The following is a 25,605-nucleotide window of genomic DNA, read 5'->3' as shown; positions in this document are numbered from 1 at the left end:
GGTTGGATGATGGATCGTCGTTGGTACCGGCTTCGCGCCGCCCTGCCTGCGAAGCCCCGCCGCAGGGGCCGGGGCGAGGATCGGGATTGGAGCGGAGCCCCGGGCTTGCGCGGAGTCCGCCCACACCCTCTCCCGGGGGAGAGGGCGCACATCGGCGCGTTACTTCGTGCCGCAGGGCAGCGTGCTGTCCACGTCCGTCCCCAGCGCCACGCGGGCGAGGCTGATCGCGCCGCGCGCCGCGCTCTCCAGCCGGAACGGCACGTCGATGCGGCGCATGTCCGCGCCCGCCCGCTGGAAGCACTTCAGCGGCATGCCCACGCGCAGCCACTGGTCCTTCGGCAGCGCGGCCAGCGCCGCGTCCACCGGCACGCGCGCGGCGCAGTGCGCGCCGCAGTCCATGCCCCACGTGACGCGGCCGGGCCCGAGCGCGTCGATCTTCATCGTGGCCACCAGCAGCACGTCGCCGTTGGCCTGGCGGCCGAGGTCGAGCGCCTTGCCGGCGCGCAGCGCGAGCGCGGCGTCGCCCGACCAGGCGAAGCGCCGCGCGTCCTCCTGCCGCCGGTAGTCCTCCGCCACCATGCGCAGGCGGCCGTCGGCGGTCGCCGCGGGCGTGGCGGCCGCCTTTTGCGCGGCGCCGCCGGACTCCAGCACCAGCGCCAGGCCGCCGACCGGCTTGCCGCGCTCGAGATACACGCCCGGCGCGGCCACGTTGGCCGGCAGCCCGGAGATTTCGGGCAGCTTGCCGAGGTCGCCGTCGTCCTCGTAGGTCAGGCCGTAGCCGAACGGGAACTGCGGGTGGTAGTCCTTCTGCCCCACGTTGAGCGGCGTCTGCACCGCGGTGCGCGGCCACGAGTAGGCCAGCTTGCCGTGGAAGTCGTACCGCACCTTGCCGGCGGCGTCGCGCAGCAGCACGTCGGCCACGCCCGCACCCTCGCTGCCGGGCAGGCCCGCGGCGACGAAGGCGTCCGAGGCGTTGATCTCGGGATTCACCCACAGCGGCCGCCCGGACAGGAACACCGACACCACCGGGATGCCCCGCGCGCGCAGGCGGCGGACCAGGTCGAGGTCGGTGTCGTCGCCGGGCGAAAACGCCAGCGTGGGCACGTCGCCCTGGAACTCGGCGTAGGGGTTCTCGCCGTACACCACGATCGCCACGTCGGGTTTGCGCGCGTAATCGCCGTCCACCGACAGCTCGGCCGTGCCGCCGGCGGCTTGCACCTGGTCGCGGATGCCGGCCCAGATCGACTCGCCGTGCGGGAAATCGGCGTTGGTGGTGCCGGTGCCCTGCCAGGTCAGCGTCCAGCCGCCGCTCTGCTTGGGAATGTTGTCCGCGCCGTCGCCGGCGACCAGGATGCGCTGCCTCGGGTCGAGCGGCAGCAGGTGGTGCGCGTTCTTCAGCAGCACCAGCGACTCGCGCACCGCGCGCCGCGCCAGCGCACGGTGCGCCGCGTTGCCGATCAGCTCGAAGTGGCCGCCCAGCGGCTGCGTCGACGGCGCGCCCTGCTCGAACAGGCCCAGCCGCAGCTTCACGCGCAGGATGCGCGCCACCGCGTCGTCCAGCCGCGCCATCGGGATCGCGCCCGACTTCGCCTCGGCCAGCGTGTGCTCGTACAGCCCGCGCCAGCTGTCCGGCGCCATGTACATGTCCAGGCCGGCATCGATCGCCTGCGGGCAGTCCACGTTGCTGCAGCCGGCCACCTGGCCGTGGCTGTTCCAGTCGCCGACCACGAAGCCCTGGAAGTCCATGCGCCGCTTCAGCACGTCGGTGAGCAGGCCCTTGTCGCCGCTCATCTTCACCCCGTTCCAGCTCGAGAACGACGCCATCACGGTCTGCACGCCGGCCGCGATCGCGGGCGGGTAGCCGGCGTTGGCGATCTCGCGCAGCCGGGTCTCGCTGACCTCGGCATCGCCCTGGTCCCTGCCGTCCTTGGTCGAGCCGTCGCCGAGGAAATGCTTGGCGGAGGCGATGACGTGGCTACTGTCGAGGAACTGCGGCGTGCCCGGCCTGCCCTGCAATCCCTCGACGACCGCGGCCGCGTAGCTGGCCACCACCGCCGGGTTTTCCGAATAGCCCTCGTAGCTGCGCCCCCAGCGGTCGTCCTGCGGCACGGCCAGGGTGGGCGCGAAGGTCCAGTCGATGCCGGCGGCGCGCGCCTCCTCGGCGGTGGCCGCGCCGATCGCGCGCATCAGTTCCGGATCGCGCGCGGCGCCCAGCGTGGCGTTCTGCGGGAAGATGGTGGCGCCCAGCACGTCGTTGTTGCCGTGCACCGCGTCCACGCCGAACAGCACCGGGATCGCCACGCCACCGCCGCGGGTATCCACCGAGGCGCGGTAGAACGCGTCGGACAGCGCCAGCCATTGCGCCGGGCCAGCCAGCAGCCCGCCGCCGGGCTTGGAATTGCCGCCGGCGAGGATCGCGCCGAGCCGGTAGGTGCGCACGTCCTCCGGCGTCACGCTGCCGATGTCGGCCTGGATCACCTGGCCCACCTTGTCGCGCAGCGACATCTTCGCCATCAGCGCCTGCACGCGGCGCTCCAGCGCCGCGTCGCGCGGCAGCGGCCAGGCCACCTTCGGCCACTGCGCCGGGTGCACCGTCGTCGCGGCCTCGCCGGCCGGCCCGGCGGCGGCGGCATGGACCACGCCCACCGCCGCCGCGGAAAGACCCGCGACCAGCATCCAGCCGCACCACGACACGCCTGCATCACGAAAGACAAACCGCACGGCAACTCTCCTCACGACCGGGCACGGCGACGCGCACGCACGCCGCTTCGATGGGTTTCGATCGAGTATCCGCAGAAAATGACAGCGCTGTCAAATTGGTCTGGCCGAGCCGCGTGCGGGTGCATCATCCACTCCAGGCATCGCGGCGAAGCCCATCCCCTCCCCCGCCCCTGCAGCCGGCCGCGCCGCGCCACTCAATCGCGCCGCCCACGCCTGCGCTGCGGCGCCGGCCCGGTCGAGCGGCGCAGGCGCAATGCGAACGGCACCGACACCATGGCGCCTTCCGCGTTCCCCTCGATCGCGCGCAGCAGCTGCTGCGTGGCGATGCGCCCCATGTCCTGGCTGGGCTGGCACACCGTGGTGAGCGACGGCCACACTTGGCGCGACAGCGGGGTGTCGTCGAAGCCGCAGACCGACACGTCGCGCGGCACCGCCAGCCCGCGCTCGGCCGCCGCCCACATCACGCCGGCGGCGGTGTCGTCGTTGCCGGCGAACACCGCGGTGGGGCGCCGGCGCAACGCGAACAGCCGGCCTGCGGCCGCCACGCCGGAGTCGAACGAGAACAGTCCCTCGACCACCAGCGCCGGGTCGTACGGCAGGTGCGCCTGCGCCAGCCCCTCGCGGTAGCCGCGCAGGCGCCAGCCGCTGGCGCCGTGCGCGTGGTGGCCGGTGATGTGCGCGATGCGCCGGTGCCCCAGCGCGACCAGGTGCCGCACCATCTCGCGCGCCGCCGCGCGCTCGTCCAGGGTGGCGCCCACGCCCGCGTCGCGGTTTTCCGGCGAGATGCGCGCATGCGGCACGCCGCGCGCGGCAAGCAGGGCGAGCAGGGCCACGTGGTCGGCGATCGGCGGCGTCAGCACCAGGCCGTCGGGACGAAACTGCGACAGCAGCGCCTCCACCCGCTCCAGGAAGTCCGGCGCGCCGGACGGCAGCGGCCGCACCATCATGCTGTAGCGCTGCGCGTCGCAGGCGTCGAGCACGCCGCCCTGCACCTCCATCACGTAGTACGGCGAGGGGTTGTCGTACAGCAGCGCGACCAGGAACGAGCGCTGGCTGGCCAGGCTGCGCGCCGACGGGTTGGGCCGGTAGCCCAGCGCCTTCACCGCTTCCAGGATCCGCTCGCGCAGCGCCTCGCGCACGTTCGGCTCGTTGTTCAATACCCGCGACACGGTCTTGGGCGAAACCCCCGCCCTGCGCGCCACATCCTCGATACGTGTCCTCATGGGTCTCCCGTGCTGCTTTCGCTGGCGGCGCGACGCCCCCCCCCCCGGAGCACGCATGGCCAGCTGCGGACGCGCCACACCCGCCGGCGCGCCGACCGCTTATGACCAAATGTCCTCAGCAGACAGCCCGCGCCACACAGGGTAGAGTGGTAGCGCTATCAATTTAATTGACAGCGCTGTCATGATCCGGTAAACCGGCGGCGTCGGCAACCAGATCCGACGTGCCCCCAGCGGGCATCACAAATTTCATTCCATGGGGAGAGACCTGAAATGAAGTATCGCTATTCGGCGCTCTACGGCGCGATATTCGCCGTGCTCGCATCAGGCAACGCGTTTGCCGACGGGCAGGCGGCACCATCCCAGCAGAATCCAGGCACCCCGCCCCCCCAGGCCGGGCAGAAGGCCACCCAGGCCGGGCAGAAGACCGCCAAGGACGACGACGCGCAGAAGACGACGACGACGCTGCAGACCGTGACGGTCAGTGGCGTGCGCAACAGTCTCGAGCAATCGATGAACATCAAGCGCTACGCCATCGGCGTCGTCGACGCGGTCAGCGCCGAGGACATCGGCAAGTTCCCGGATACCAACCTGGCCGAGTCGCTGCAGCGCATCACCGGCGTGTCGATCGACCGCCGCAACGGCGAGGGCTCGCAGGTGACCGTCCGCGGCTTCGGGCCGGACTTCAACATGGTCACCGTCGACGGCCGTACCATTCCCGGCGCCGACGCCTTCGGCGCACCCGGCCAGGTGCCGCTCGGCAACGTCGACGGCGGCACGCGCTCGTTCAACTTCGCCCAGTTGTCGCCCGACGGCATCAGCGCCCTGGAGGTCTACAAGACCGGCCGGGCCGACGTGGCCAGCGGCGGCATCGGCGCCACCATCGACATCCAGACCCCCCGTCCGTTCGACCACCCCGGCGGCAAGGTGATCGCCTCCGTCGGCGCCAAGGGCATCTACGACACCTCCGAACCGTTCGGCAACAGCATCACGCCGGACTTCTCGGGCAATTTCAGCTACGCCAACCCGGACAAGACCTGGGGTATCGGCATCGACGCCAGCTTCGACAGGCGCCACGGCGGCTCGGTGCAGTCGACCGAGAACACCTGGGCCGTGCAGCGCTGGCCGGGCATCAATACCACCGACCCCACCAAAAATCCCAACGGATTCAGCACCCAGACCCATATCGTCAACGAGCCCGGCGTAGGGCAGTTGTACGCGATTCCCAACGACGTCCGCTACGCGTATTACGACTTCACGAGCAAGCGCAAGAACGCCCATGCGGTGTTCCAGCTCGCGCCGATCGACGGCGTGACCATGACGTTGGACTACCTGTATTCCAGGTACCACATCCAGGCCAACCGCGGCGAGCAGAGCATGTGGCTGCAGCAGCAGGACTTCAGCGACGTGACGTTCGACACCAGCGGCGCCGTTGCCACGCCGACGTACATCCGCGATGTCGTCGGCACCAAGGACTTCGGCATGGAGCAGGAGCATTACGACCAGCTTTACAAGCTGGACGACATCGGCTTCAACACCGAGTGGGTCGTCAACGACGGCCTCACGCTGACCATGGACCTGCACGACGCCAAGAGCCGCAGCCTGCCCGACGATCCGCTGACGGGCGGCGGCGCCACGCAGATCAGCATCGCCGGCAGCAACAACTGCGCCACCGGCCCGCAGTGCGGCGGCTCGTGGGGCCAGGAGTTCTTCTTCAACAACGGCCTGCCGATCGCCACCCGCACCTGGTACCCGACCGCGAATGCCACCGGCGCCGGCCAGGTCAACGTGCCGTTCGCGGCCAACAACATCGGCACCCAGCCCCTGCGCATCGACGCGCAGGCGCAGACCACCGAGGTCAAGGAAGCCAGGTTCGGCGGCGACCTGCAGTTCGACAACGGCCGCTTCCAGTTCGGCGCCGATTTCTCCAAGACGAAGCTGCACCGCACCCAAGCCGCCCAGAATTCCTCGAACCTTGGCTCCTGGGGCGTGGACGACGCGGGCGAGTATCCCGACCTGATGGATCACCTGCATGCCGTCGACACCGTCGGCCTGTTCGATGGCTACAACACCAGCGGCATCGCGCGGAGCACCTGGATCGGCAACGCGGACGACCTCGCGCAATGGGCCGTCGGCAAGTATCCGGGCGCCTCGTACAGGGTCAGCCCGATGCTGGCGGCCAACAACACCGTCATCGAGAACACCCGGGCGGCCTATGGGCAGCTCGTGCTGAACGGCCAGATCGGCGACATGCCGACCACCACCCGCTTCGGCTTGCGCTACGAGCAGACCGACGTCAGCTCCTCCTCGATGATCGGCGTTCCGAGCGGCATCATCTGGCAGTCGAACAACGACTTCCAGAATCCGACCGGCACCCAGGTCCAGCCGGTGGGCGGAAGCGGCAGCTACAGCAACCTGCTGCCCAACATCGACTTCAGCATCAACTTCACCGACTCGCTGCAGGGGCGTGCGTCGTACAGCAAGACCATCGCGCGCGTGCCGTACGGCAACCTGTACGCAGGCGCGAACGCGAACGCTCCCACCGGTTCGACCCTGATCAATGCGTCGTCGCAGGCCACCGGCAACGACAACGACCCGGGCCTGAAGCCGCTGACGTCCGACAACCTCGACCTGGGCCTGGAGTGGTACTTCGCCAAGTCCAGCTACGTGTCGGTCACGTTCTGGGACAAGCGCGTCGCCAACTTCATCGGCACCACAGTGACGGACGAGAACCTGTATGGCGAGCGCGACCCGACCTCGGGCCCGCGTGCGCAGCAGGCCGAGGCGTTCCTGAAGAGCGCCGCCTGCACGGCCCAGAATGGCGGCGTGCCGTGCGCAGTCAACGACACGACGCTGTTCGCCACGGTGGCGATGCTGTCGAACCCGGAGACCGGCGGCCTGGCCGCATACAACGGCACCGACGCCCAGTCGCTGGCCCTGGAAAGCAAGTACGACGTCACCGCCAACCCCGACGATCCGCTGTACAACTTCGCCGTCACCAAGCCGGCCAACCAGCACAGCGCCATGCTGCACGGCTGGGAACTCGGCGGCCAGTACTTCCTGGGCGATACCGGCTTCGGCATCCAGGCCAACTACACCATCGTCAATGGCGACGTGCACTACAACGATGCCGGCGACCCGGGCGTCGACCAGTTCGCGTTGACCGGCCTCAGCGACAGCGCCAACGCCGTGCTGATGTACGAGAAGTACGGTTTCTCGGTGCGCCTGGCCTACAACTGGCGCGGCAAGTTCCTGACCGCGACCAACCAGAACGGCAACAGCCGCAATCCGTACTACGTGGACGCGTACCACCAGTACGACCTGAGCATCGGCTACAACGTGAACGACCACCTGTCGTTCCAGTTCGACGGGATCAACCTGACCGGCGAGGACGTGCGTTGGCGCGCACGCACGGAGAGCGAGTTCGTGAGGCTGGAGGACCAGAAGCCGCGCTACGAGCTCGGCGTGCGCTACAAGTTCTGAGCCCGACCCGGTACGGGCACGGAAAGGAGGCCGCCGCAGTCGTGGCGGCCTCCGCTTTCTCCTGCCATGCGGCAGCTTGACCGGTTGCCGATGTTTCGAAAATAGTGCGCAAGGCGATCCTCGGGGACTGGAATGGCGCGGTACGAACTGCTCAACAACGTGGCGCACAAGGACCTGCGCGTCGCCACGCGCTTTGGCGAGGCGTTCGGGGACGCCATCGGCATGGTGCCGGCCTACCCCACCGAATACGCCGAACTGGTACGCGAATACCCGATCTTTTTCCAGCAGGACGGCGCGAGCGGCGAGTACCGCTCCGTGGTCCTGCTGGGCTTCAGCCACGACGAAAACCTGTATCTGCAGGACGGGCGCTGGAACGCGGGCTACCTGCCCGGCCACGTCGCCAGGGGTCCGTTCCTGGTCGGCTTCCAGGAACGGAACGTCGACGGCGAGTTGCGCAGCGAGGCCGTGATCAGCGTCGACCTGGACCATCCGCGGGTCAACTTCCGCGAAGGCGAACCGGTCTTTCTTCCCCAGGGCGGCAACAGTCCGTACCTGGAGCACGTCACCACGGTGCTGCGCGGCATCCGCGACGGCGTGGAAGGCGGCAAGGCGATGTACCGGGCCTTCGACGCCCTGGGCCTGATCCAACCGGTCACGCTCGACATCACGTTCGACGCCGGACACGGCGCCAACGTCACCGGCCTGCTGGGCATCGACCGCGAACGGCTCGCCGCGCTGGACGCCGCATCGCTGCATGCGCTGCACCGCGCGGGCTATCTCGAGGGCGCCTACCTGGTCATGGCATCCATGCACAACCTGCGCCGGCTGATGGCCGAGAAGCAGCGCCGCCTGGGCCGGCAGGAAGCCGCCGCCAACGCGGGCTGACGGCGATGACGCCCCCTGCAGCCAGCATCCGCGAGCGATCGGACGTCCGGCCCGATGCCCTGCCCATCGACGAACTGCTCGACGCGGGACAGCCCGTCGTGCTGCGCGGCCTGGTGCGCGACTGGGCGTTGACGCAGGCGGGCCGGCGCTCGGCGGCGGACGCCATGGCCTGCCTCCGCGGGTACTACAACCAGCGCCCCGTCCAGTATTCGTACGGCGCCCCCGACATCGCCGGCCGGGTGTTCTACAGCGACGACTACACCCGGATCAATTGCGAGGTCCGGCGCGGCAGCCTCGACGAGCTGCTCGACGCCCTCGCCGCCCACCTCGACGACCCGCGCCCGCCGACCTGGTACATGGCATCGGCTCCGGTCGACGCCCTGCTGCCGGGTCTCCGCGACGCCGGCGACCTGGATTTCGCCGCCTGCGGCATCGATGCGCCGCCGCGCATCTGGATCGGCAACCGCACCATCGCCTCGGCGCATTACGACGCGATGAACAACATCGCGTGCAATGCCGTCGGCCGGCGCCGGTTCACGCTGTTCCCGCCCGAGCAGATCGCCAACCTCTACCCGGGGCCGCTGGAGCCGACGCCGGGCGGGCAGGCCGTCAGCGTGGTCGATTTCGCCGCGCCCGACTTCGCGCGCCACCCGCGCTTCCGCGACGCGCTGGCCGCGGCGCAAGGCGCGGTGCTGGAACCCGGCGACGCCGTTTTCATCCCCAACCCGTGGTGGCACCACGTGGAGGGGCTGGAGCCGTTCAACGTGCTGCTCAACTACTGGTGGAGCAGCATGCCGGCGCACGTGCCGACACCGATGCATGCGCTGTACCACGCGCTGTGGAGCATCCGCGACCGCCCCGAGCGGGAAAAGCGCGCCTGGCGGGCGATCTTCGACTACTACGTGTTCGGTCCCGCCGGGCAGGCCGGCGCGCACCTGCCCGAGGCGGCGCGCGACGTGCTCGGTCCGCTCGACGAGACCCGGATCCGGCAATTGCGGGCCATGCTGATCAACCAATTGAACCGATGAACGCCGGCCATGCCGAAAGGCGGCCCGTGCGCCGCCCGTCGTGCCGGGGCCGGCCGGGTTCCAGGTGATACCGGACCCTGCCATGCAGGGCAAGACGATGCACGATCGAGTGGGGGAGACACAGACGTGGGTACAGACAGGATTCGCAAGGTGGTGGTGGCCGGCGGCGGCACGGCAGGGTGGATCGCGGCGAGCACGCTGGCCTACCAGCTCAGGGAGCAGCTCGAGGTCACGCTGGTCGAGTCCTCCGCGATCGCCACCGTCGGCGTCGGCGAGGCCACCGTGCCGCCGATACGCAACTACCACCGGTTCATGAACATCGACGAGCAGGAATTCCTGCGCGCGGTGGCCGGCGGCTTCAAGCTGTCCATCTCGTTCGAGAACTTCGTGCGGCCCGGCCACCGCTACATCCACCCCTTCGGCATCACCGGCAAGGGCACGCTGGTGGCCGGCTTCGAGCAATTCTGGCTGGAAAGCGTGCGCCGCGGCATGCAGTCGGAACTGCACGAGTACAGCCTGGAGGCGATGGCCTCGCTCGCCGACCGCTTCGCGATCGTCGACGACCCCAAGATCAACTACGCGTACCACATGGACGCGGCGCTCTACGTCAAGTTCCTGCGCGAGAAGTTCCAGCCCTGCGGGATCCGCCAGGTCGAGGGCAAGATCCAGCAGGTGCGGCAGAACCCCGACAGCGGCTACGTGGAAGCCCTGGTGCTCGAAGACGGCCAGGTGATCGAGGGCGACTTCTTCATCGACTGCACCGGCTTCCGCGGCCTGCTGATCGAGCAGACCCTGAAGACCGGCTACGAGGACTGGAACCACTGGCTGCCCTGCGACCGCGCGATCGCGGTGCAGACCCGCTCCGTCGATCCGTCGCCGGTGCCGTACACGCGCGCCATCGCCCACGAGGCCGGCTGGCGCTGGCACATCCCGGTGCAGCATCGCGTCGGCTGCGGCCTGGTGTACGACAGCCGCTACATGTCCGACGACGAGGCGCAGGCCAAGCTGCTGCGCGACGTGGGCGCCGAGCCGGTCAAGGACCCCTGGCAGGTGCGCTTCCGCACCGGCCGCCGCCTGAAGGCCTGGAACAGGAACGTGGTGGCGCTGGGCCTGGCCAGCGGCTTCATCGAGCCGCTGGAATCGACCAGCATCCACCTGGCGATGAGCGCGGTCATGAAGCTGGTCGAGCTGTTCCCGTCCGAAGGCATCCCCGACTCGCTGGTGAACCTCTACAACGACACCTGCCGCCGCGAGCTGGAACACGTGCGCGACTTCATCGTCCTGCACTACCACGCCAACCAGCGCACGGAAAAGATGTGGACGGACTGCCGCGAGATGAAGCTGCCGGATTCGCTGCAGCTGCGCATCGACGCCTGGCGCGACCGCGCGTATGTCTGGTACGAGCCGGGCGAGCTGTTCGCGACCACTTCGTGGATACACGTGCTGCTGGGCCAGGGGATCGTCCCGAAGCAGCATCACCCGCTGCCGCGCGAGCTGTCCGACGCCGACCTGCGCCGCCTGCTCGACAGCATCCGCGGCCCGATCGAGCGCACCGTCCCGCAGCTGCCCCCGCAGCAGGCCTTCGTCGACCGCTACTGCAAGGCGGCGCCGGGGGTGTGGGACATGCACCGGCCCGCGGCGTGAGCCCGGGCGCCGGGCGGCATCGTGTCCGCCATCCGTTCTTCACGATTTCCGGGCATTCCGCGCCATGCTGATCCAGCCCCATGCGGCCATGCGCGTCGAGAAACGCATCCTCGGCAACGAGGGTGCGGTCCTGCTCGTCATCGACCATCTCGTCGCCGATCCCGAACGCCTGGTGCGCCGGGCCGTGAGCCGGGCCTTCGACCGCAAGGGCAGGTACTTTCCCGGCCAGCGCGCCCCCGCGCCGGCCATGTACCAGCCCTTCCTCGAATCGGTGCTCGATCCGCTGCTGCAGGAGCATTTCGGGATCCCGCGTGGCCGCTTCCGCTTTTCGATGTGCCACTACTCGCTGGTGGCCACGCCGCCGGAAGCGCTGAGCTTCCTGCAACGCGTGCCGCACATCGACTCGTCCGACCGGGACGGGCTGGCCACCGTGCATTACCTGTTCCGCGGCGACTGGGGCGGCACCGCGTTCTACCGTCACCGCGGCACCGGGTTCGAGTCCATCGACCCGTCGCGCCGCGAAACCTACTTCCGGCGACTCGAGGCGGAAGGCCAGGGCGGCAACGCACCGCCGCCGGGCTACATCAACGGCGACACCGCGCTGTTCGAACAGACCGCCAGGGCCGATGCCGCGTTCAACCGCATGCTCGTGTACCGGCGCAACTCGCTGCATTCGGCCTGCATCGACAACGATCGCGTCCCACCGCCCGATCCGCTGGCGGGGCGCTTGTCGATCAACACCTTCATCGACGTGGCGCAGGAACCCGCACAAGGCCTTCCCCCGGCGACCGGGCCGGGAAAGCGGGGCGCGCCGGAGACCTGACCGGAGACCTTTCGTTCGACCCGCGCGGGGAAACCCGCGCGGCCCCGCGGGAAGCCGCCCTCCCCGTTGGCTTCCCGCGGTCCGGGCCGGTCCCCGCCGGCCCAACCCCGCCCGTCGGTGGCCTGCCGGGCTACCCGCCCCCGCGCAGGCCGCCGGCCGGCACCCCGCACGTTCCCGGACGTGCCCTTGGCCCCCACCCCGGTGGGGGCTTTTTTTCCCGCCCATGACCCGCAAAGCGCGTGTTTATCCCGCATCCGGCCGGCAGCGGCGCCGGCGGCGTATGCTGATCACCTGCCATCCATGGAGGACGCATCATGATCCGTCGCCTGCCCCGGCTTTCGCTGGCCCTGCTCGCCTGCGCACCGATGCTCGCCCATGCCGCCCGCGCCGCCGACCCCGGGCGCACGCTGGGCCAGTACCACTGGCAACTCAGCCAGGCCACCGGTGCCGACGGCCGGCGGCTGGACGACCTGTTCGCCAAGCCGTCCCGCCCGCTGCAGCTGGACTTCGCCGACGGGCGCATGAGCATCAGCCACGCCTGCAACGCCATGGGCGGCGGCTACCGCGTCGAGGGCCACAAGCTCGCCATCGGTCCGCTCAACCACACCATGATGTTCTGCGCCGACAAGACGCTGATGGCGATGGAGCGCGACGCCAGCCGGCGCCTGCAGGGCACGCTGGGGTTCGAGCTGCTGCACCGGGGCGCGCAGCCCGAGCTGCGACTGACCACCGCCGACGGCGCCACGCTGCTGTTCACCGGCCAGCCCACGCCGGAGACCCGCTACGGCGGCGAGGGCACGACCGAGTTCCTCGAGGTGGCGCCGCAGACCGTGCCGTGCAACCACCCGCTGATGCCGGGCAAGCAGTGCCTCGACGTGCGCGAGATCCACTACGCCGCCAACGGCCTGAAGAGCGGCACGCCCGGCGAATGGCACCCGCTCGCCCAGGACATCGAGGGCTACACCCACCAGGCCGGCGTGCGCAACGTGCTGCGGGTGAAGCGCTATGCGATCAAGAACCCGCCCGCCGACGCCCCGTCGTTCGCCTACGTGCTCGACATGGTGGTGGAGTCGCACGCACCGGAAACCGGCGCGGACCCGCGGCATTGACCGCCATGCGGCAGCACCGTCGCGCCGTGCGCGCGGCGGCCCTCCACGGCCTGCCATGACCGCATCCGCCGCCTTCAGCTTCCGTCCGATCGCCTACGCCCGCTCGCCCTACGCGCGGCGCATCGACGCGCCGCACCAGCCCACGGTGACGGCAGGCACCGAGACCGGCCGCGCCGCCGAGGCCACGGTCGCCTTCGTCGACGACCTGCCCGCCGAGGCCTTCCGCGACCTCGCCGGCTTCGAGCGCCTGTGGCTGCTGTTCGCCTTCCACCGCAGCGAAGGCTGGAAGGCCGAGGTGCGGCCGCCCCGCGGCGGCGGCAAGCGCAGCGTGCTGGCCACCCGCTCGCCGCACCGGCCCAACGCGATCGGTCTGTCCGCGGTGGAACTGCTGTCGGTGGAGGAACGCGTGCTGCGGGTGCGCGGCATGGACCTGCTCGACGGCACGCCCATCCTCGACATCAAGCCCTACGTGCCCTACGCCGACGCCTTCCCGCACGCGCACGCCGGCTGGATCGACGCCATCGACGCCGCGCAGGGCCGGCGTTCCGCGCCCGGACCGCGCAAGCCGCGGCGGCCGGTCGCGGACTGAACCCGCGATCGAGCGGCGCGGTCAGGCCGCGGCGGGCGCGCCCACGCGCTGGCGCACCATGTCCATGTCGCGCACCGGCCGCACTTCGATGCAGCCGGTCTGTGCCCACGGGAACGACATCGCGATCCGCATCGCCTCGTCCATGTCGGCCGCCTCGATCAGGTTGAAACCGGCCAGGTACTCCTTGGTCTCCGCGAACGGCCCGTCCACCACGCTGGCGCGCTGGTCGCGCACGCGCACCGAACGCGCCGTGACCGGATGCTCCAGCTGCTGCGAACCCAGCAGCTTGCCTTCGGCCTGCAGTTCGTCGGCGTGCTCGAAGCAGCCCTTCATGCGCGTCTCGAACTCGCCGGCAGGCAGTTCTTGCAGCAGGGTGTCGTCGCTGTAGACCATCATCAGGAACTTCATGTCCACCTCGCAGGGCTGGGCCGCGGCGTTCGCGCGGCGGGGGAACGGCAAGCATACGATGCCCGCCGCGCCGTGGCGCACGCGGCCGGGCAGCGCCGGGAACCGCGCTCAGGTCCGCCCGGCGAGCCCGGCCGACGCCACCCGCTTCACGGGCGCGACGGGGCAGGCCTCCGGCTCCTCGCACACGAGCGGCGGGCGCGACGCCGGCATGTCGACCACCCAGGCGCCGCCGGCCGTGGCGATCATCGTGCCGTGCCGCATGCCGGTGGCGGCGAGCCGGGCGGACAGCGCCGGTGCTCCGCCCAGGAAGGCCACGGTGCAGCCCGGCTCCAGCCATGGCGCCAGCCGCGTCGCCGCGCACGGATCGGCGCCGTCCAGCGCCACCGCGTCCGCGACCGGCAGCCAGCGGCGCAGCGCGTCGAGGCGGGCGGGCGCGTCCCCCGTCCGGCCGACGCCGTCCAGCACCAGCACCGGCGCGATGCCGGCGGCACGCGCCAGCGCCAGGTCGCGCTGCAACCGCGGCACGTCCAGGCCCGGGCCAACCGTGCCGGTCACGAACACGGTATCGAGGTTCGCCGCCGCGGGCGCCAGCAGCGAGTGGCGCGGCAGCAGCGTCGACACGCATCCGCCCGCCCGCGCCACCATCACCCAATCGCCCGGGACGATGCCGGCGCCGGCCAGGTGCCACGCCAGCGCTGCCGTGCCGGCGCCGCGCGAGGACAGCAACGACACGCTGCCGTGCCGCAGTGCGGTCACGCGCGCCGGATAGCCGGCCTCGAAATCGTCCAGCGCCAACTCGCGCGCGTACTGCGGCCGCCAGCCGAGCTGGTGCAGGGAATAGTTCTGGAAAGGCATGCGTTACCCCGAAACGGAACAGGACGCGTCCTCCCGCGGGAGAACGGCGGACGCCGGGGTGCGAAGCGAGGGATGGAACGCGCCAGCGAAGCTGGCGGAAACGATCAGGCGCGCATCGACCCGGCGGAGGCGGCAACAACGACATTCATGGCTGAGTCCTCCTTGTGGCTGGGTGGATGGGAGCGCGCAGGGTACGCAGATGCCGTGCGCGATGCAAGCGCTGGCGGTCGCGCCGGACAGGCATGCGTGTCCGGCGCGACGGGATTCCCTCAGTGCGGCGCGTCCAGCCGCACCGCGTCGTACTCGACCTGTTCCAGTCGCGGGTGCGTGCGCTTCAGCGCGGCGCCGAACTGCGCCGCGTCGCCCACCACCACCACGCGGGTGCCGGCGTCGCCGAGATGCGCCCTGGCGAAGGCCTGCACCTGCGCCGGCGTCACCGCCTGCACGCGCCGGATGTACTGGCCGACCGCGTCGAGCGGGACGCCGTACAGCGCCAGCTCGCCCACCTGCGCGGCGAGGCCGCCGGTGGTCTCCAGGCTGCGGCCGTAGCCACCGACCAGGGTGGCCTTGCGTGCGGCCAGCTCGGCGGCCGGCACCGGCGCCTGCGCCAGTCGGTCGAACTCCTGTCCGACCAGTTGCACCACCTGCGCCGCCGAGGGGTTCTTGGTCTGCACCACCGCCATCCACTGGCCGGGATCGCGGCGCGCATCCAGCCGGCTCGACGCGCCGTAGCTCAATCCGCGCTTGATGCGGATCTCCTCGTTGAGCCGCGCCGAGTAGGAACCGCCCAGCACCGCGTTGGCCACCTCGCCGGCGTAGAAGTCGGCGTCGCCGCGGCGGATGCCCAGGTGCGCGGCGACCACGCCGGCCTGGCCCGCGCCCTTCTGGTCCACCACCAGCAGCGCCGGCGCGTCGCCCTTGCCGACGCCGGCGGGCTTCGCCGGCAACGCCGCGGCGGGCGCCTTCCAGCCGCCGAAGGCGGTTTCCGCCAGGCGCGTGGCGGTGGCCAGGTCGATGTCGCCGGCCAGCACCAGGATGGCATTGTCCGGGCGGTACCAGGTGGCGTGCTGGCGCACCACGTCGGCGCGCGCGATGCGCGGCAGCGATTGCGGCGTGCCCATCGCGGAATGGCCGTAGGCGCCGTCGCCGAACACCGCGCGCTGCGCCAGCAGGGCGGCCATGCCGGTGGGGCGCGACAGGCGCAGGCGCAGGTCGTCGGCCGTCTGCTTGCGCGCGCGGTCCAGCTCGTCCTGCGCGAAGTCGGGATGTTCCACCACGGTGGACATCAGCTTTAGCGCGGCGGGCAGCTTCGGCGTGGTGACGGTGATGTCCACGTCGGACTCGTCCCAGCCGGACCCGGCGTCCAGCGAGCCGCCCAGCGCCTCGGCGGCGGCGGCGATCTCGGGCGCGCCCATGCCGCCGGCGCCGCGCGTCAGCAGCGTGGCGGTGAGCGCGGCCAGGCCGGCCTCGCCGGCGGGATCGGTCTCGCTGCCGGCGCGCACGATCAGGTGCGCGGTGACCAGCGGCAGGCCCTCGCGCCGCGCCACCACCACCTGCAGGCCGTTGGCCAGGGTGTGCTGCTGCGGCACGGGCAGGCGCAGCACCGGCGCCGGCCCGGGCGGCGGCGGTTCGCCGGGGAAGCGTTCGGCCGGCGGCGACGCGGCCTGCGCCCCCGTGGCCAGGGTCATCAGGCCGGACAGCAGGCCGGCGGCGAGCGTGGTGCGGGCGGTCATCGTGCGCTCTCCTTGGCCGTCTTTCCGGCCGGCTCGGGCAGGTAGTCGATGGTGACGCTGTGCGCGCCGGTGACGTACTGCTCCAGCACGCGCCGCACGTCGGCGGCGGTGACCGCCTGCAGCGCGTCGAGGTCGGTGTTGACGTCGGCGGGGTCGCCCTCGATCAGCGCCGCCTGGCCCAGGGCGAAGGCCTTGCCCTGCGCGGTCTGGCGCTGGCGCAGCGCGTCGGTGAGCAGCTGCGTCTTCACCTTGTCCAGCTCGGCGGCGTCGACCGGCCCCGCGGCCAGCTTCGCAATGCCGTCGCGGATGCCCTGCTCGGCCTGCGCGGGCTCATGCCCGCTGGCGAGGATGGCGTAGGCGGTGAACAGGCCCGGGCCCATGCGCTGGTCGGCCATCACGCCTACCTGCGAGGCGACCTGGCCGCGATAGACCAGCGACTGGTGCAGACGCGAGGAATCGCCGCCGGCGAGCAGCGCCGCGGCCACGTTCAGCGCGGCCGAGTCGGGGCTGGACGCGGGCGGGATCAGCCAGGTCATCGCCACCGCCGGCAGCGGCGCGGTGGGCGAGGTCTCGGTGTAGCGCGCGTCGCGCGTGCGCGCCGGCTCCTGCGCGGCGACCTGGGGGATCGGCGCGGCCGGCTTCGGGATCCAGCCAAAGTACTGGTTCACCCAGGCGTCGAGCTGCTTCGGCTCGAAGTCGCCGGCGACGATCAGGGTGGCGTTGTCCGGGCGGTAGAAGGTCTTGTGGAAGGCGATCACGTCGGCCAGCGTGGCGGCTTCCAGGTCGTGGATGCTGCCGATGGTGGGGCGCTTGTACGGGTGCACCGCGAAGGAATGCACGTCGATCGCGTTGAACAGCCGCCCGTACGGCTGGGCCAGCACGCTCTGGCGGTACTCCTCCTCCACCACCGCGCGCTCGGACTTGAAGTTCGCCTCGTCCACGTTGAGGTTCGACAGCCGCTCGGCCTCGGCCCACAGCAGCGTGCGCAGGTGGTTGGACGGCACCACCTCGAAGTAGTTGGTGACGTCGTCGCCGGTGGTAGCGTTGTTGGCGCCGCCGACGTCCTCGGTGAGCCGGTCCATCTGCTCGGCGTGCATGTGCTTCGTGCTCTTGAACATCAGGTGCTCGAACAGGTGCGCGAAGCCGGAGCGGCCCTCGGGGTCGTCCTTGGAGCCGACGTGGTACCACATCTGCACCGCCACGGTGGGGCTGGAGTGGTCTTCGATGCTCAGCACCTGCAAGCCGTTGGGCAGGGTGCGCTGCTGGTAGCGGACCGGCGGGATCTTCAGCGCCGGGCCGGCGGCCGGCACGGCCGCCACGCCGGCGCCGGGCGCGGCGATGGCCAGGGCGAGGAAAGCGGCGAGAGGCAGGCGCATGGCGGCTCCTTGGTGACGAGCCGCGACTGTAGCAAGGAATGCCCGCGGCCATGATCGCGGGCGCGTCGTGCGCGGGTGAAGCCCAGCGGCTGCGCCCGCGGAGTCGACGCGCTAGGCTGTCGCGGTCATCCACTGCAGGAGCACCGCATGCGCCGGTTACACCGCTGGGCGACCGCCCTCCTCGCCATGACCTGCCTCGCCGCGCCACTCGCCGCGCAGACCCTGCGCGTGATGAGCTTCAACGTGCGCACCCTCGCCGCCAAGGACGGGCCCAACCGCTGGGAGCTGCGCCGCGACCTGATGGTGCGCACCATCCGCGAGCAGCACCCCGACGTGATGGGCACGCAGGAGCTGTACAAGCAGCAGGGCGACTACCTGGTGAGCAAGCTGCCGGGCTACACGTGGTTCGGCGAGGGCCGCTACGGCGGCGACGGCGACGAGCACATGGGCGTGTTCTACCGCCGCGACCGCCTGCGCGTGCTGGCATCGGGCAACTTCTGGCTGTCCGACACGCCGGACGTGCCCGGCAGCATCAGCTGGGGCCACCCGATGCCACGCATGGTCACCTGGGCGAAGTTCGAGGACCGCCGCAACGGCCGCATCTTCTACTACTACAACACCCACTTCCCCTACCGCGAGCAGGACGTCGAGGCGCGCAACCGCTGCGCGGCGGAAATCGCGGCGCGCATCGCCAAACTGCCGGCCGGCACGCCGGTGGTGCTCACCGGCGACTTCAACACCGATCCGTCCAGCCAGGTCTACGCCATGCTGACCAAGGCGCTGCAGGACGCGCGCGCGGCCGTGGCCCACCCCACCGGGCCGGAGAAGACCTTCCACGACTTCACCGGCGTGCCCGACCAGCGCATCGACTGGATCCTGGAGCGCGGCTTCAAGCCATTGAGCTACGCCACCGTGACCACGCACGAAGGCAAGCGCTATCCGTCGGACCATTTCCCGGTGTTCACCGAACTGCAATGGAAGCCGGCAAGGCATTGAGTCCGCCCGGCCCCGGAACCACATCGGCGGTTCCCCCTTCCGGAGCCGTCCCATGCACATCGATCTCAGCCTGCGCACCGCCATCGTCACCGGCTCCACCGCCGGCATCGGCCGCGCCATCGCCACCGGCCTGGCGCGGGCCGGCGCGCGGGTGGTGGTCACCGGCCGCAGCCAGGCGCGCGTGGACCAGGCCATCGCCGCCATCGCCACCGACGCGCCGGGCGCGCAGCTCACCGGCGTCGCCGGCGACCTGGGCACCGCCGAAGGCGCGGCGCGACTGATCGCGCAGGTGCCCGAGGCGGACATCCTGGTCAACAACCTCGGCATCTTCGAGCCCAAGGGCTTCTTCGAGATTCCCGACGAGGACTGGCTGCGCTTCTTCGAGGTGAACGTGCTGGGCGGCGTGCGCCTGGCGCGCCACTACGCGCAGGGCATGGCCCGGCGCGGCTGGGGGCGGATCCAGTTCGTCTCCAGCGAATCAGCGGTGCAGATCCCCGCCGAGATGGTCCACTACGGCACGACCAAGACCGCGCAGCTGGCGGTGTCGCGCGGCCTGGCCGAGACGCTGGCCGGCACCGGCGTCACCGTCAACGCGATCCTGCCCGGCCCGACCCGCTCGGAAGGCGTCGGCGCCTTCTTCAGCAAGCTGGCCACCGAGCAGGGCACCCGCCTGGAAGAAGTCGAGCGCGACTTCATCCGCACCCACCGTCCCAGCTCGCTGATCCGCCGGCTGGCCACGGTGGAGGAAGTGGCGAACCTGTCGGTCTACCTCGCCTCCGAGCAGGCCTCCGCCACCACCGGCGCCGCCGTGCGCGTGGACGGCGGCGTGGTGCGCTCGGTGGTCTGAGCGCCTGTTGCCGGTTGCGGCGCCGACCGCGTCGCGCGGCCGGCGCCGATGTCAGGCGTGCGCCAGCGCGTAGTCCAGCGCCGCGCGCACCGCGGCGGCCTGCGCGTCGTTGCACTGCGCCGGCGTGGCGTGCGGGCTGTCGGGATAGACCTCGGTGGTGGTGCGGTAGTGCGCGTCGGTGATGCCGGCGCACAGGCCCAGTTCGCGGCAGGCGTACTCGATCACGCCGTGCGCCACCACCGGCGAGCCGATGATGGTGCCGTCGGGATCGGCCGGCGCGATGTGGGTGACCCGCGCCACCGCGTCGATCACCGCCTGCTGGAAGGCCGGCTCGGGCCGCGCGCTGTCCGCGCACAGGTAGAAGCCGTCGGGGATGGTGCCCGGCTCGAACGGCTTGCCGTCGCGCGCCGCCAGCGCGGGGCGGAACTCGCTCTCGTCGCTGTCGGTGGTCTCGTGCAGGTCGATGTGCACCCGCACGCGTCCGTGCAGCGGCGCCAGCAGCTGCCACAGCGCCGCCGACTCCTGCGCGGGGCTGTCCTCGCGGAAGTTGCGGTTCGGGTCGAGCGCGTCCGCGTTCCAGCGGTGGATGCGTTCGTAGCCCCACGGGCTCACGCAGGGCACCGCCAGCAGGTTGAACCGGCCCGCGTAGCGCGCCGCGTCCCGTTCCAGGAACTGCAGCGCACCGTGCACGCCGCTGGTCTCGTAGCCATGCACGCCGCCGGTCACCAGCGCGACCGGCAGCTCGTCGCGCCATTCGCGGCTGCGCACCAGGAACAGCGGGTAGCTGTCGGGCGCGTAGTCCAGCTGGCCGTACTCGGCCACGTCGAAGCGCGCGCGCAGGGCGCCGATCCGTTCCAGCACGTCGACCGCGTAGCTGCGCCGGCGCACCTGCCGCGAACGCCACTCGGCCACTTCCTGCGGCCCCCAGGGGGTGCCGGGCGTGCCGATCGGGTAGAAGCTGCGGGTGGTCATCTCGGGCGGGCTCCGTGCTGGCATCGGGGGCGGGCCGGACACTCTAGCATCCGGCCCGCCCGCGTCCGCCGGCTTTGAGCCTGTTCACGGTCTCCAAGTACCTCGCGTTGGCCTCGCATGGCCGTCAGGTGTAGTGCGTGGCGCCGGCCTGCCTGGCGGGCAGGCCAAGCCGCGCGCTGCCGCATGGCGGCCATGCGAGGCCAACCCGGAGGGCCGGGTCTGTTGGCCCACAGGCCCGCGTCATCGCTCAGTCGTGGACGGACGTCCACTCCTTCACTCTTCCTTGGCCTGCGCGCAAACAGCTCCCGGCGCGAGGTGCCTGGAGATCGTGAACAGGCTCTTACTTGCCGTTGCCTGCCGGCAGCGGCTCCAGGTTGAAGCTCAGCGAGGTGATCTTGCGGTCCAGGCCCTGCACCACGTCGCTGGTGAGGTCGTTGGTGGTGTTGCCGCCCAGCACCGCGTCGCGGTTCAGCAGCAGGCCGCAGTGGTGGCTGTTGTAGGCAGTGGCGACGATCGGCTCGGCCTGCTGGCCGATCTGCTGCATCACCTTGCCGCGGGTCAGCTGGATGCGCCCGTCAAGCTGGTTCACCTGGCCCTGGAACGCCTGCATGCGCTGCTGCAGCGCCTGGCCCTGCTGCTTGCGCTGCGCTTCGGTCAGCGATTGCGCCTTCTGCTGGAAGGCCTGGATGTCGGCATCCAGCGGCTTGCGCTGGCCGTCCAGCGCCGACTGCTGCTGCTGCGCCAGCTGCTTCAGCCGCGCGCTCGCGGCCTGCCCCACCTTGGACTGCGCGAACACCGCCTCGCGCGAGAGCATGCAGACGCCCGGCACGGGGTTGCCGCCGAGCTCGGTGCCGGTGGCGGCGCGCGCCGGCGGCGCGGGGACGAGGGAAAGACCAGCCGCGGCGGCGACCAGCGCGGCGGTGAGCAGGGAGCGGGACATGTTCATGGCGTCGGGTCCAGTGGATGGGCGAGGGATGCCGCGCACCGCCTCGGCGCACGGCGTCGCGCCAGCATACCCCGAAGCGGCCGCGCGGCCGGCGACGACCGCTCCGGCGGCGGTCGCGCGTTCAGCCGGCGTCGGCCCGCCGCCGCGCTCATTCCACCTTGAACATCTGCTCGATCCGCGCCCATTCCGGCTTGCCGACGACCTCCTCGAAGCCGGTGCGGTCCATGGCGTCCTCCGACGCCATCGGCTTGCCGGCGAGCAGGTCCGCCAGCGCCCGCTCGATCGCCCGGGCCGCCCGGAACAGCACCGTGGTCGGGTACAGGATCATCGAGAAGCCGTAGCCGCCGATCTCCGCCGGCGACAGCCAGGGCAGCTTGCCGCCGCCCTCCATCATCGTGGTCGCCAGCGGCGTTCCCTCCAGCGCCTTGCCGACCTGCTCCAGCTCCCGCGCGCTTTCCAGTCCCTCGATGTAGAGGCCGTCGGCGCCGGCGTCGCGGTACTGCGCGCCACGGCGGATCGCCTCGTCCAGCCCGATGGCGCTGCGCGCGTCGGTACGCGCCAGGATGAACATGTCCGGGCTGCGGCGGGCGGCCAGCGCGGCCTTGATCTTGCCGACCATGACCCGGGCGGGGATCACCTTCTTCCGCCCTTCCTGGCCGCAGCTCTTGGGCGCCTGCTGGTCCTCGATGAAGATCGCCGACGCGCCCATCGCCTCGTAGCCGCGCACCGTGCGGGTGACGTTCTTCACGTCGCCGTAGCCGTCGTCGCCGTCCACCAGCACCGGCAGGGAGCACGCGCCGATGGTCTGCCGGATCACCGCGGACTTCTCGCCGAAATGGGTCAGGTCGATGTCCGGCACGCCGTAATGGGCGCCGTCGAGGGCGAACCCGCCCACCTGGTAGGCCTTGAACCCGACGCGCTCGGCCAGCCGGGCGGTGAGCGCGTCGTGGGCGGTCGGCAGCAGCAGCGGCGCCGGTCCGGCGACCAGTGCCTTCCAGGTCGGGAGCCCGTCGTCCTTGCGGGCGGGCGCTTGCGTCCGGGTCATGCCGTTCTCTCCGCGTGGCCATGCCGGGAACCGATGGTCGGCGTGCCCATGGCCGTTGGCGGCGATGATCCCGGCCCGCCGTGTCGGCCGCGTGGAGGCGGGGTGCAGCCGCCCAGGCGCCAGTCGGGATCGTCGCGTCGCCATCAAGCCCCTGTCGCCGGCGCGGCAAGACGGGCGGCGGCGGTGTGTTTTTCCGGGGTGTCCGTCACGCGCCGCGTACGGCGTGACCGATGGCCGTGTCCCGCCCCCGGCAGGAGGAATACTCTCCGGAACGATTCCCGCCAGGAGATGGCCATGCGCCGCGTGCCCCCGCACCACCGCTCCCTTCCGCCATGCTTCGCCGCCATGGCCTGCGTCCTGGCGCTGTGCGCCCCGCCCGCGCTCGCCGCGCAGGCCGACGGACCGCCGCCGACGCGCGCGGCGGACGTGGTCGACCACGTCTTCGGCGTCACCCTGCACGATCCCTACCGCTGGATGGAAGGCGAGCACAACGCCGAGTTCCAGCACTGGCTCGCGGCGCAGGGCGCCTACACGCGCGCGAAGCTGGATGCGCTGCCCACGCTGAAGGCCTGGCAGCAGGCGCTGCAGGCGACCAGCGGCGGCACGGTGATCCACCGTGCCCAGCGCTACGCCGGCGGGCGGTTGTTCTTCATCCGCCAGGCCGCGCAGGGCAACGGCACGCTGATGGTGCGCGAGGCGGACGGCCGCGAGCGCGTGCTGCTCGATCCCGGCACGCTCGCCGGCGACGGCGGCCACGCCTCGATCACCGTGTTCGTGCCTTCGCCGGACGGCCGCAAGGTGGCGGTGGACATCGACCACGGCGGCAACGAAGTCACCCGCCTGGAGGTGCTCGACGTCGCCAGCGGCAAGCCGACCGGCGACGCGGTCGAACCGGTGTGGGGCGAGTTCGGCGCGGATTGGCTGCCCGACGGCAGCGGCTTCGCCTACACCCAGATGGCGCCGCCCGGGCAGCGCACCGGCGGCGACCCGCTGCAGGACATGCGCCTGCGCCTGCACCGGCTGGGCACGCCCGCGGCGCAGGACCCGGTCCTGCTGCGCGCCGGCACCGGCGAAGGCAGCAACCCGTCGTTCCCGATACCTTCCAACCGCTTCCCGACCGTGGATTTCCCCGCCGGCTCGCGCTGGGCGCTGGGCGTGGCGTCGGGCGCGCAGGCCAGCCAGAGCTTCTGCGTGACGACCCAGGCCGAAGCGGTGAAGCCCGGCGCGCACTGGCGCTGCATCGCGAACCTCGACGACCAGGTGCAGTCGGCCGCCATCCACGGCGACACGCTCTACCTGGTCTCCACCCGCGCGCGCTCCAACGGCGAGCTGCTGGCGCTGGACCTGTCGCGCCCGGGAGCGACGATCAGGGACGCCCGCTCCATCCTGCCGCTGCAGGGCGACGACATGATCGTCGGCCTCAGCCTCTACGACACGCAACAGGTGGCGCCGGCGCGCGACGCACTGTACGTGAAGGTGTCGCGCGACGGCATCGACGGCGTGCGCCGCATCGACTACCGCAGTGGCAAGGTCGACACGGTGCCGATGCCGCTGGCCGGCGCCGCCTCGCTGTTCCATGCCGACGGCGACGAGGACGGCTTCCTGCTCGAACTGCGCGGCTGGACCACGCCGCCGAAATCCTGGCGCTACGACCCGGCCGACCGCACCCTGCACGGCCTCGGCCAGGACGAGGCCAGCCCGGCCGACTACAGCATGATCGAGGCGACCGAGACCGAGCTGGTGAGCAAGGACGGCACCCGCGTGCCGCTGACCATCCTGCACCGCAAGGACATCAAGCTCGACGGTTCCCACCGCGCCATCCTGTTCGGCTACGGCAGCTACGGGCTGCCCGTCGTGCCGTCGTTCAAGCCGGTGCGGCTGGAATGGGTCAAGCGCGGCAACGTCTTCGCCTATGCGCACGTGCGCGGCGGCGGCGAGAAAGGCGAGGCCTGGCACCTGGCCGGCAAGGGACCGAACAAGCACAAGGGCGTGGAGGACTTCGTCGCCGGCGTGGCGCGGCTGAGCGAGCTGGGCTACAGCCAGCCCGCGCGTACCGCGCTGATCTCCGGCAGCGCCGGCGGCCTGCTGATCGGCGGCGCGGTGACGCACTACCCCCACGCGTTCGGCGCCGCCCTGTTCATGGTCAGCCTGCTCAACCCGGTGCGCCTGCTGCACGAGCCCAACGGCGCCAACCAGGTCAACGAAATGGGCGACCCGGGCAAGGCCGCGGATTTCCCGTGGATGCTGGCGATGGATCCCTACCAGCAGATCAGGCCGCATACCGCCTACCCCGCGGTGATGATGGACGTGGGCCTCAACGACAGCCGCGTGGCGCCCTGGGAAACCGGCAAGTTCGCCGCCCGCCTGCGCGCCAACGACACCAGCGGCCGGCCGGTGTGGATCCGCACGGACGCCAACGGCGGGCACGGCATCCAGCATTCGCTCGGCGCCGAGGCGGCGGAGTTCGCCGACGTCTACGCCTTCCTCGACGCGCAACTGCCCGGCACGTGAAGGCGCGCCCCGCGCCCCGTGCCGTCGCCGCGACCCGGCCTTGACCGGACAGGCGCCAGCATGGGGCCACCTCAGAGCCTGTTCACGATCTCCGCGTGGCCCGCGTGGCCTTGCTTTGGCCCACAGGCCGGCGTCATCGTTCAGTCGTGGACGGACGCCCACGCCCTCACTCTTCCTTGGCCTGCGTGCAAACAGCTCCCGGCGCGGGCTACGCGGAGATCGTGAACAGGCTCTCAGACCCATGCCTTTCAACGTCTTTTCTTCGCCTCAGCCATGACCCGCGCGGTGGAGACGTGTGACCGGGCGAGGGTACCGTCGACATAGCCCGCGTTAGCTCGGCTCTTCCTGGGGCCGCGCTTGCTGGTGGCCAGTTGCTTGGGGTTGAGCCGGCTGGCCAGTTGCAACAGGCGTCGC

The 25,605-nt window shown here is 71.2% G+C and carries 19 protein-coding genes; 10 read left to right on the top strand and 9 right to left on the bottom strand.

Annotation, left to right across the window (positions count from 1 at the left end):
- Nucleotides 1-159: 159 nt before the first annotated feature.
- Nucleotides 160-2,676, bottom strand: coding sequence for a glycoside hydrolase family 3 protein (locus QMK61_RS06045; RefSeq protein WP_302071455.1), 2,517 nt, complete (start codon nucleotides 2,674-2,676; stop codon nucleotides 160-162).
- A 239-nt stretch (nucleotides 2,677-2,915) separates the two neighbouring features.
- A complete protein-coding gene (locus QMK61_RS06040; protein WP_302071204.1) occupies nucleotides 2,916-3,944 on the bottom strand; it encodes a LacI family DNA-binding transcriptional regulator in 1,029 nt (342 codons plus the stop codon).
- A gap of 270 nt (nucleotides 3,945-4,214) precedes the next feature.
- Between QMK61_RS06040 and QMK61_RS06035 the strand changes: the two genes are divergently transcribed.
- From QMK61_RS06035 to tsaA, 7 genes are all read left to right on the top strand, one after another.
- The gene (locus QMK61_RS06035; RefSeq protein ID WP_302071203.1) at nucleotides 4,215-7,424 is read left to right on the top strand and encodes a TonB-dependent receptor; all 3,210 of its coding nucleotides are present in this window, start codon (nucleotides 4,215-4,217) and stop codon (nucleotides 7,422-7,424) included.
- A gap of 132 nt (nucleotides 7,425-7,556) precedes the next feature.
- Nucleotides 7,557-8,309: a SapC family protein gene (locus tag QMK61_RS06030; protein ID WP_302071202.1), complete on the top strand. Its 753-nt coding sequence runs from the start codon at nucleotides 7,557-7,559 to the stop codon at nucleotides 8,307-8,309.
- A gap of 5 nt (nucleotides 8,310-8,314) precedes the next feature.
- Entirely contained in the window at nucleotides 8,315-9,337 is a 1,023-nt protein-coding gene (locus QMK61_RS06025) for a cupin-like domain-containing protein (protein WP_302071201.1), read from the top strand.
- Nucleotides 9,338-9,463: 126 nt separating this feature from the next.
- On the top strand, nucleotides 9,464-10,981 hold the full coding sequence (locus QMK61_RS06020; RefSeq protein ID WP_302071200.1) for a tryptophan halogenase family protein: 1,518 nt from the start codon (nucleotides 9,464-9,466) through the stop codon (nucleotides 10,979-10,981).
- 64 nt (nucleotides 10,982-11,045) lie between these two features.
- Entirely contained in the window at nucleotides 11,046-11,804 is a 759-nt protein-coding gene (locus QMK61_RS06015; protein WP_302071198.1) for a DUF6445 family protein, read from the top strand.
- 314 nt (nucleotides 11,805-12,118) lie between these two features.
- A complete protein-coding gene (locus tag QMK61_RS06010; RefSeq protein ID WP_302071197.1) occupies nucleotides 12,119-12,913 on the top strand; it encodes an META and DUF4377 domain-containing protein in 795 nt (264 codons plus the stop codon).
- 55 nt (nucleotides 12,914-12,968) lie between these two features.
- Nucleotides 12,969-13,502, top strand: a complete 534-nt coding sequence (gene tsaA / locus QMK61_RS06005) for a tRNA (N6-threonylcarbamoyladenosine(37)-N6)-methyltransferase TrmO (protein ID WP_302071196.1) — start codon at nucleotides 12,969-12,971, stop codon at nucleotides 13,500-13,502.
- Nucleotides 13,503-13,523: 21 nt separating this feature from the next.
- Here the strand turns inward: tsaA and QMK61_RS06000 are convergent, their stop codons facing one another.
- The 4 genes from QMK61_RS06000 to QMK61_RS05985 all read right to left on the bottom strand — a co-directional run bounded on the left by QMK61_RS06000 (nucleotide 13,524) and on the right by QMK61_RS05985 (nucleotide 17,874).
- The gene (locus QMK61_RS06000; RefSeq protein ID WP_302071195.1) at nucleotides 13,524-13,910 is read right to left on the bottom strand and encodes a YciI family protein; all 387 of its coding nucleotides are present in this window, start codon (nucleotides 13,908-13,910) and stop codon (nucleotides 13,524-13,526) included.
- Between the two features lie 108 nt (nucleotides 13,911-14,018).
- Nucleotides 14,019-14,765 (bottom strand): hypothetical protein, encoded by a 747-nt coding sequence (locus QMK61_RS05995; RefSeq protein WP_302071193.1) that lies wholly within the window; start codon nucleotides 14,763-14,765, stop codon nucleotides 14,019-14,021.
- Nucleotides 14,766-15,034: 269 nt separating this feature from the next.
- Nucleotides 15,035-16,498 (bottom strand): pitrilysin family protein, encoded by a 1,464-nt coding sequence (locus QMK61_RS05990; RefSeq protein ID WP_302071192.1) that lies wholly within the window; start codon nucleotides 16,496-16,498, stop codon nucleotides 15,035-15,037.
- Nucleotides 16,495-17,874, bottom strand: a complete 1,380-nt coding sequence (locus tag QMK61_RS05985) for a pitrilysin family protein (protein WP_302071190.1) — start codon at nucleotides 17,872-17,874, stop codon at nucleotides 16,495-16,497. The genes QMK61_RS05990 and QMK61_RS05985 overlap by 4 nt, the downstream gene beginning before the upstream one ends.
- Nucleotides 17,875-18,021: 147 nt before the next feature.
- Here QMK61_RS05985 and QMK61_RS05980 point away from each other — a divergent pair, with 147 nt between their 5' ends.
- Both QMK61_RS05980 and QMK61_RS05975 read left to right on the top strand, forming a co-directional pair.
- Complete coding sequence (locus QMK61_RS05980) at nucleotides 18,022-18,870, top strand: endonuclease/exonuclease/phosphatase family protein (protein WP_302071189.1); 849 nt, start codon at nucleotides 18,022-18,024, stop codon at nucleotides 18,868-18,870.
- A 52-nt stretch (nucleotides 18,871-18,922) separates the two neighbouring features.
- On the top strand, nucleotides 18,923-19,717 hold the full coding sequence (locus tag QMK61_RS05975) for an SDR family oxidoreductase (protein ID WP_302071188.1): 795 nt from the start codon (nucleotides 18,923-18,925) through the stop codon (nucleotides 19,715-19,717).
- Nucleotides 19,718-19,768: 51 nt separating this feature from the next.
- Here the strand turns inward: QMK61_RS05975 and QMK61_RS05970 are convergent, their stop codons facing one another.
- The 3 genes from QMK61_RS05970 to QMK61_RS05960 form a co-directional block, all read right to left on the bottom strand.
- On the bottom strand, nucleotides 19,769-20,689 hold the full coding sequence (locus QMK61_RS05970) for a M14 family metallocarboxypeptidase (protein ID WP_302071186.1): 921 nt from the start codon (nucleotides 20,687-20,689) through the stop codon (nucleotides 19,769-19,771).
- 340 nt (nucleotides 20,690-21,029) lie between these two features.
- The gene (locus QMK61_RS05965) at nucleotides 21,030-21,635 is read right to left on the bottom strand and encodes an OmpH family outer membrane protein (RefSeq protein WP_302071184.1); all 606 of its coding nucleotides are present in this window, start codon (nucleotides 21,633-21,635) and stop codon (nucleotides 21,030-21,032) included.
- A 148-nt stretch (nucleotides 21,636-21,783) separates the two neighbouring features.
- On the bottom strand, nucleotides 21,784-22,680 hold the full coding sequence (locus QMK61_RS05960; RefSeq protein WP_302071183.1) for an isocitrate lyase/PEP mutase family protein: 897 nt from the start codon (nucleotides 22,678-22,680) through the stop codon (nucleotides 21,784-21,786).
- A gap of 294 nt (nucleotides 22,681-22,974) precedes the next feature.
- Here QMK61_RS05960 and QMK61_RS05955 point away from each other — a divergent pair, with 294 nt between their 5' ends.
- The gene (locus tag QMK61_RS05955; protein ID WP_302071181.1) at nucleotides 22,975-25,191 is read left to right on the top strand and encodes a prolyl oligopeptidase family serine peptidase; all 2,217 of its coding nucleotides are present in this window, start codon (nucleotides 22,975-22,977) and stop codon (nucleotides 25,189-25,191) included.
- Nucleotides 25,192-25,605 lie beyond the last annotated feature (414 nt).

This window comes from Fulvimonas sp. R45 (genome assembly GCF_030504985.1).
Classification (GTDB): domain Bacteria; phylum Pseudomonadota; class Gammaproteobacteria; order Xanthomonadales; family Rhodanobacteraceae; genus Rhodanobacter_A.
Note: the sequence above shows the minus strand (reverse complement) of the source record. Positions and strands in the feature narration are given on the sequence as shown.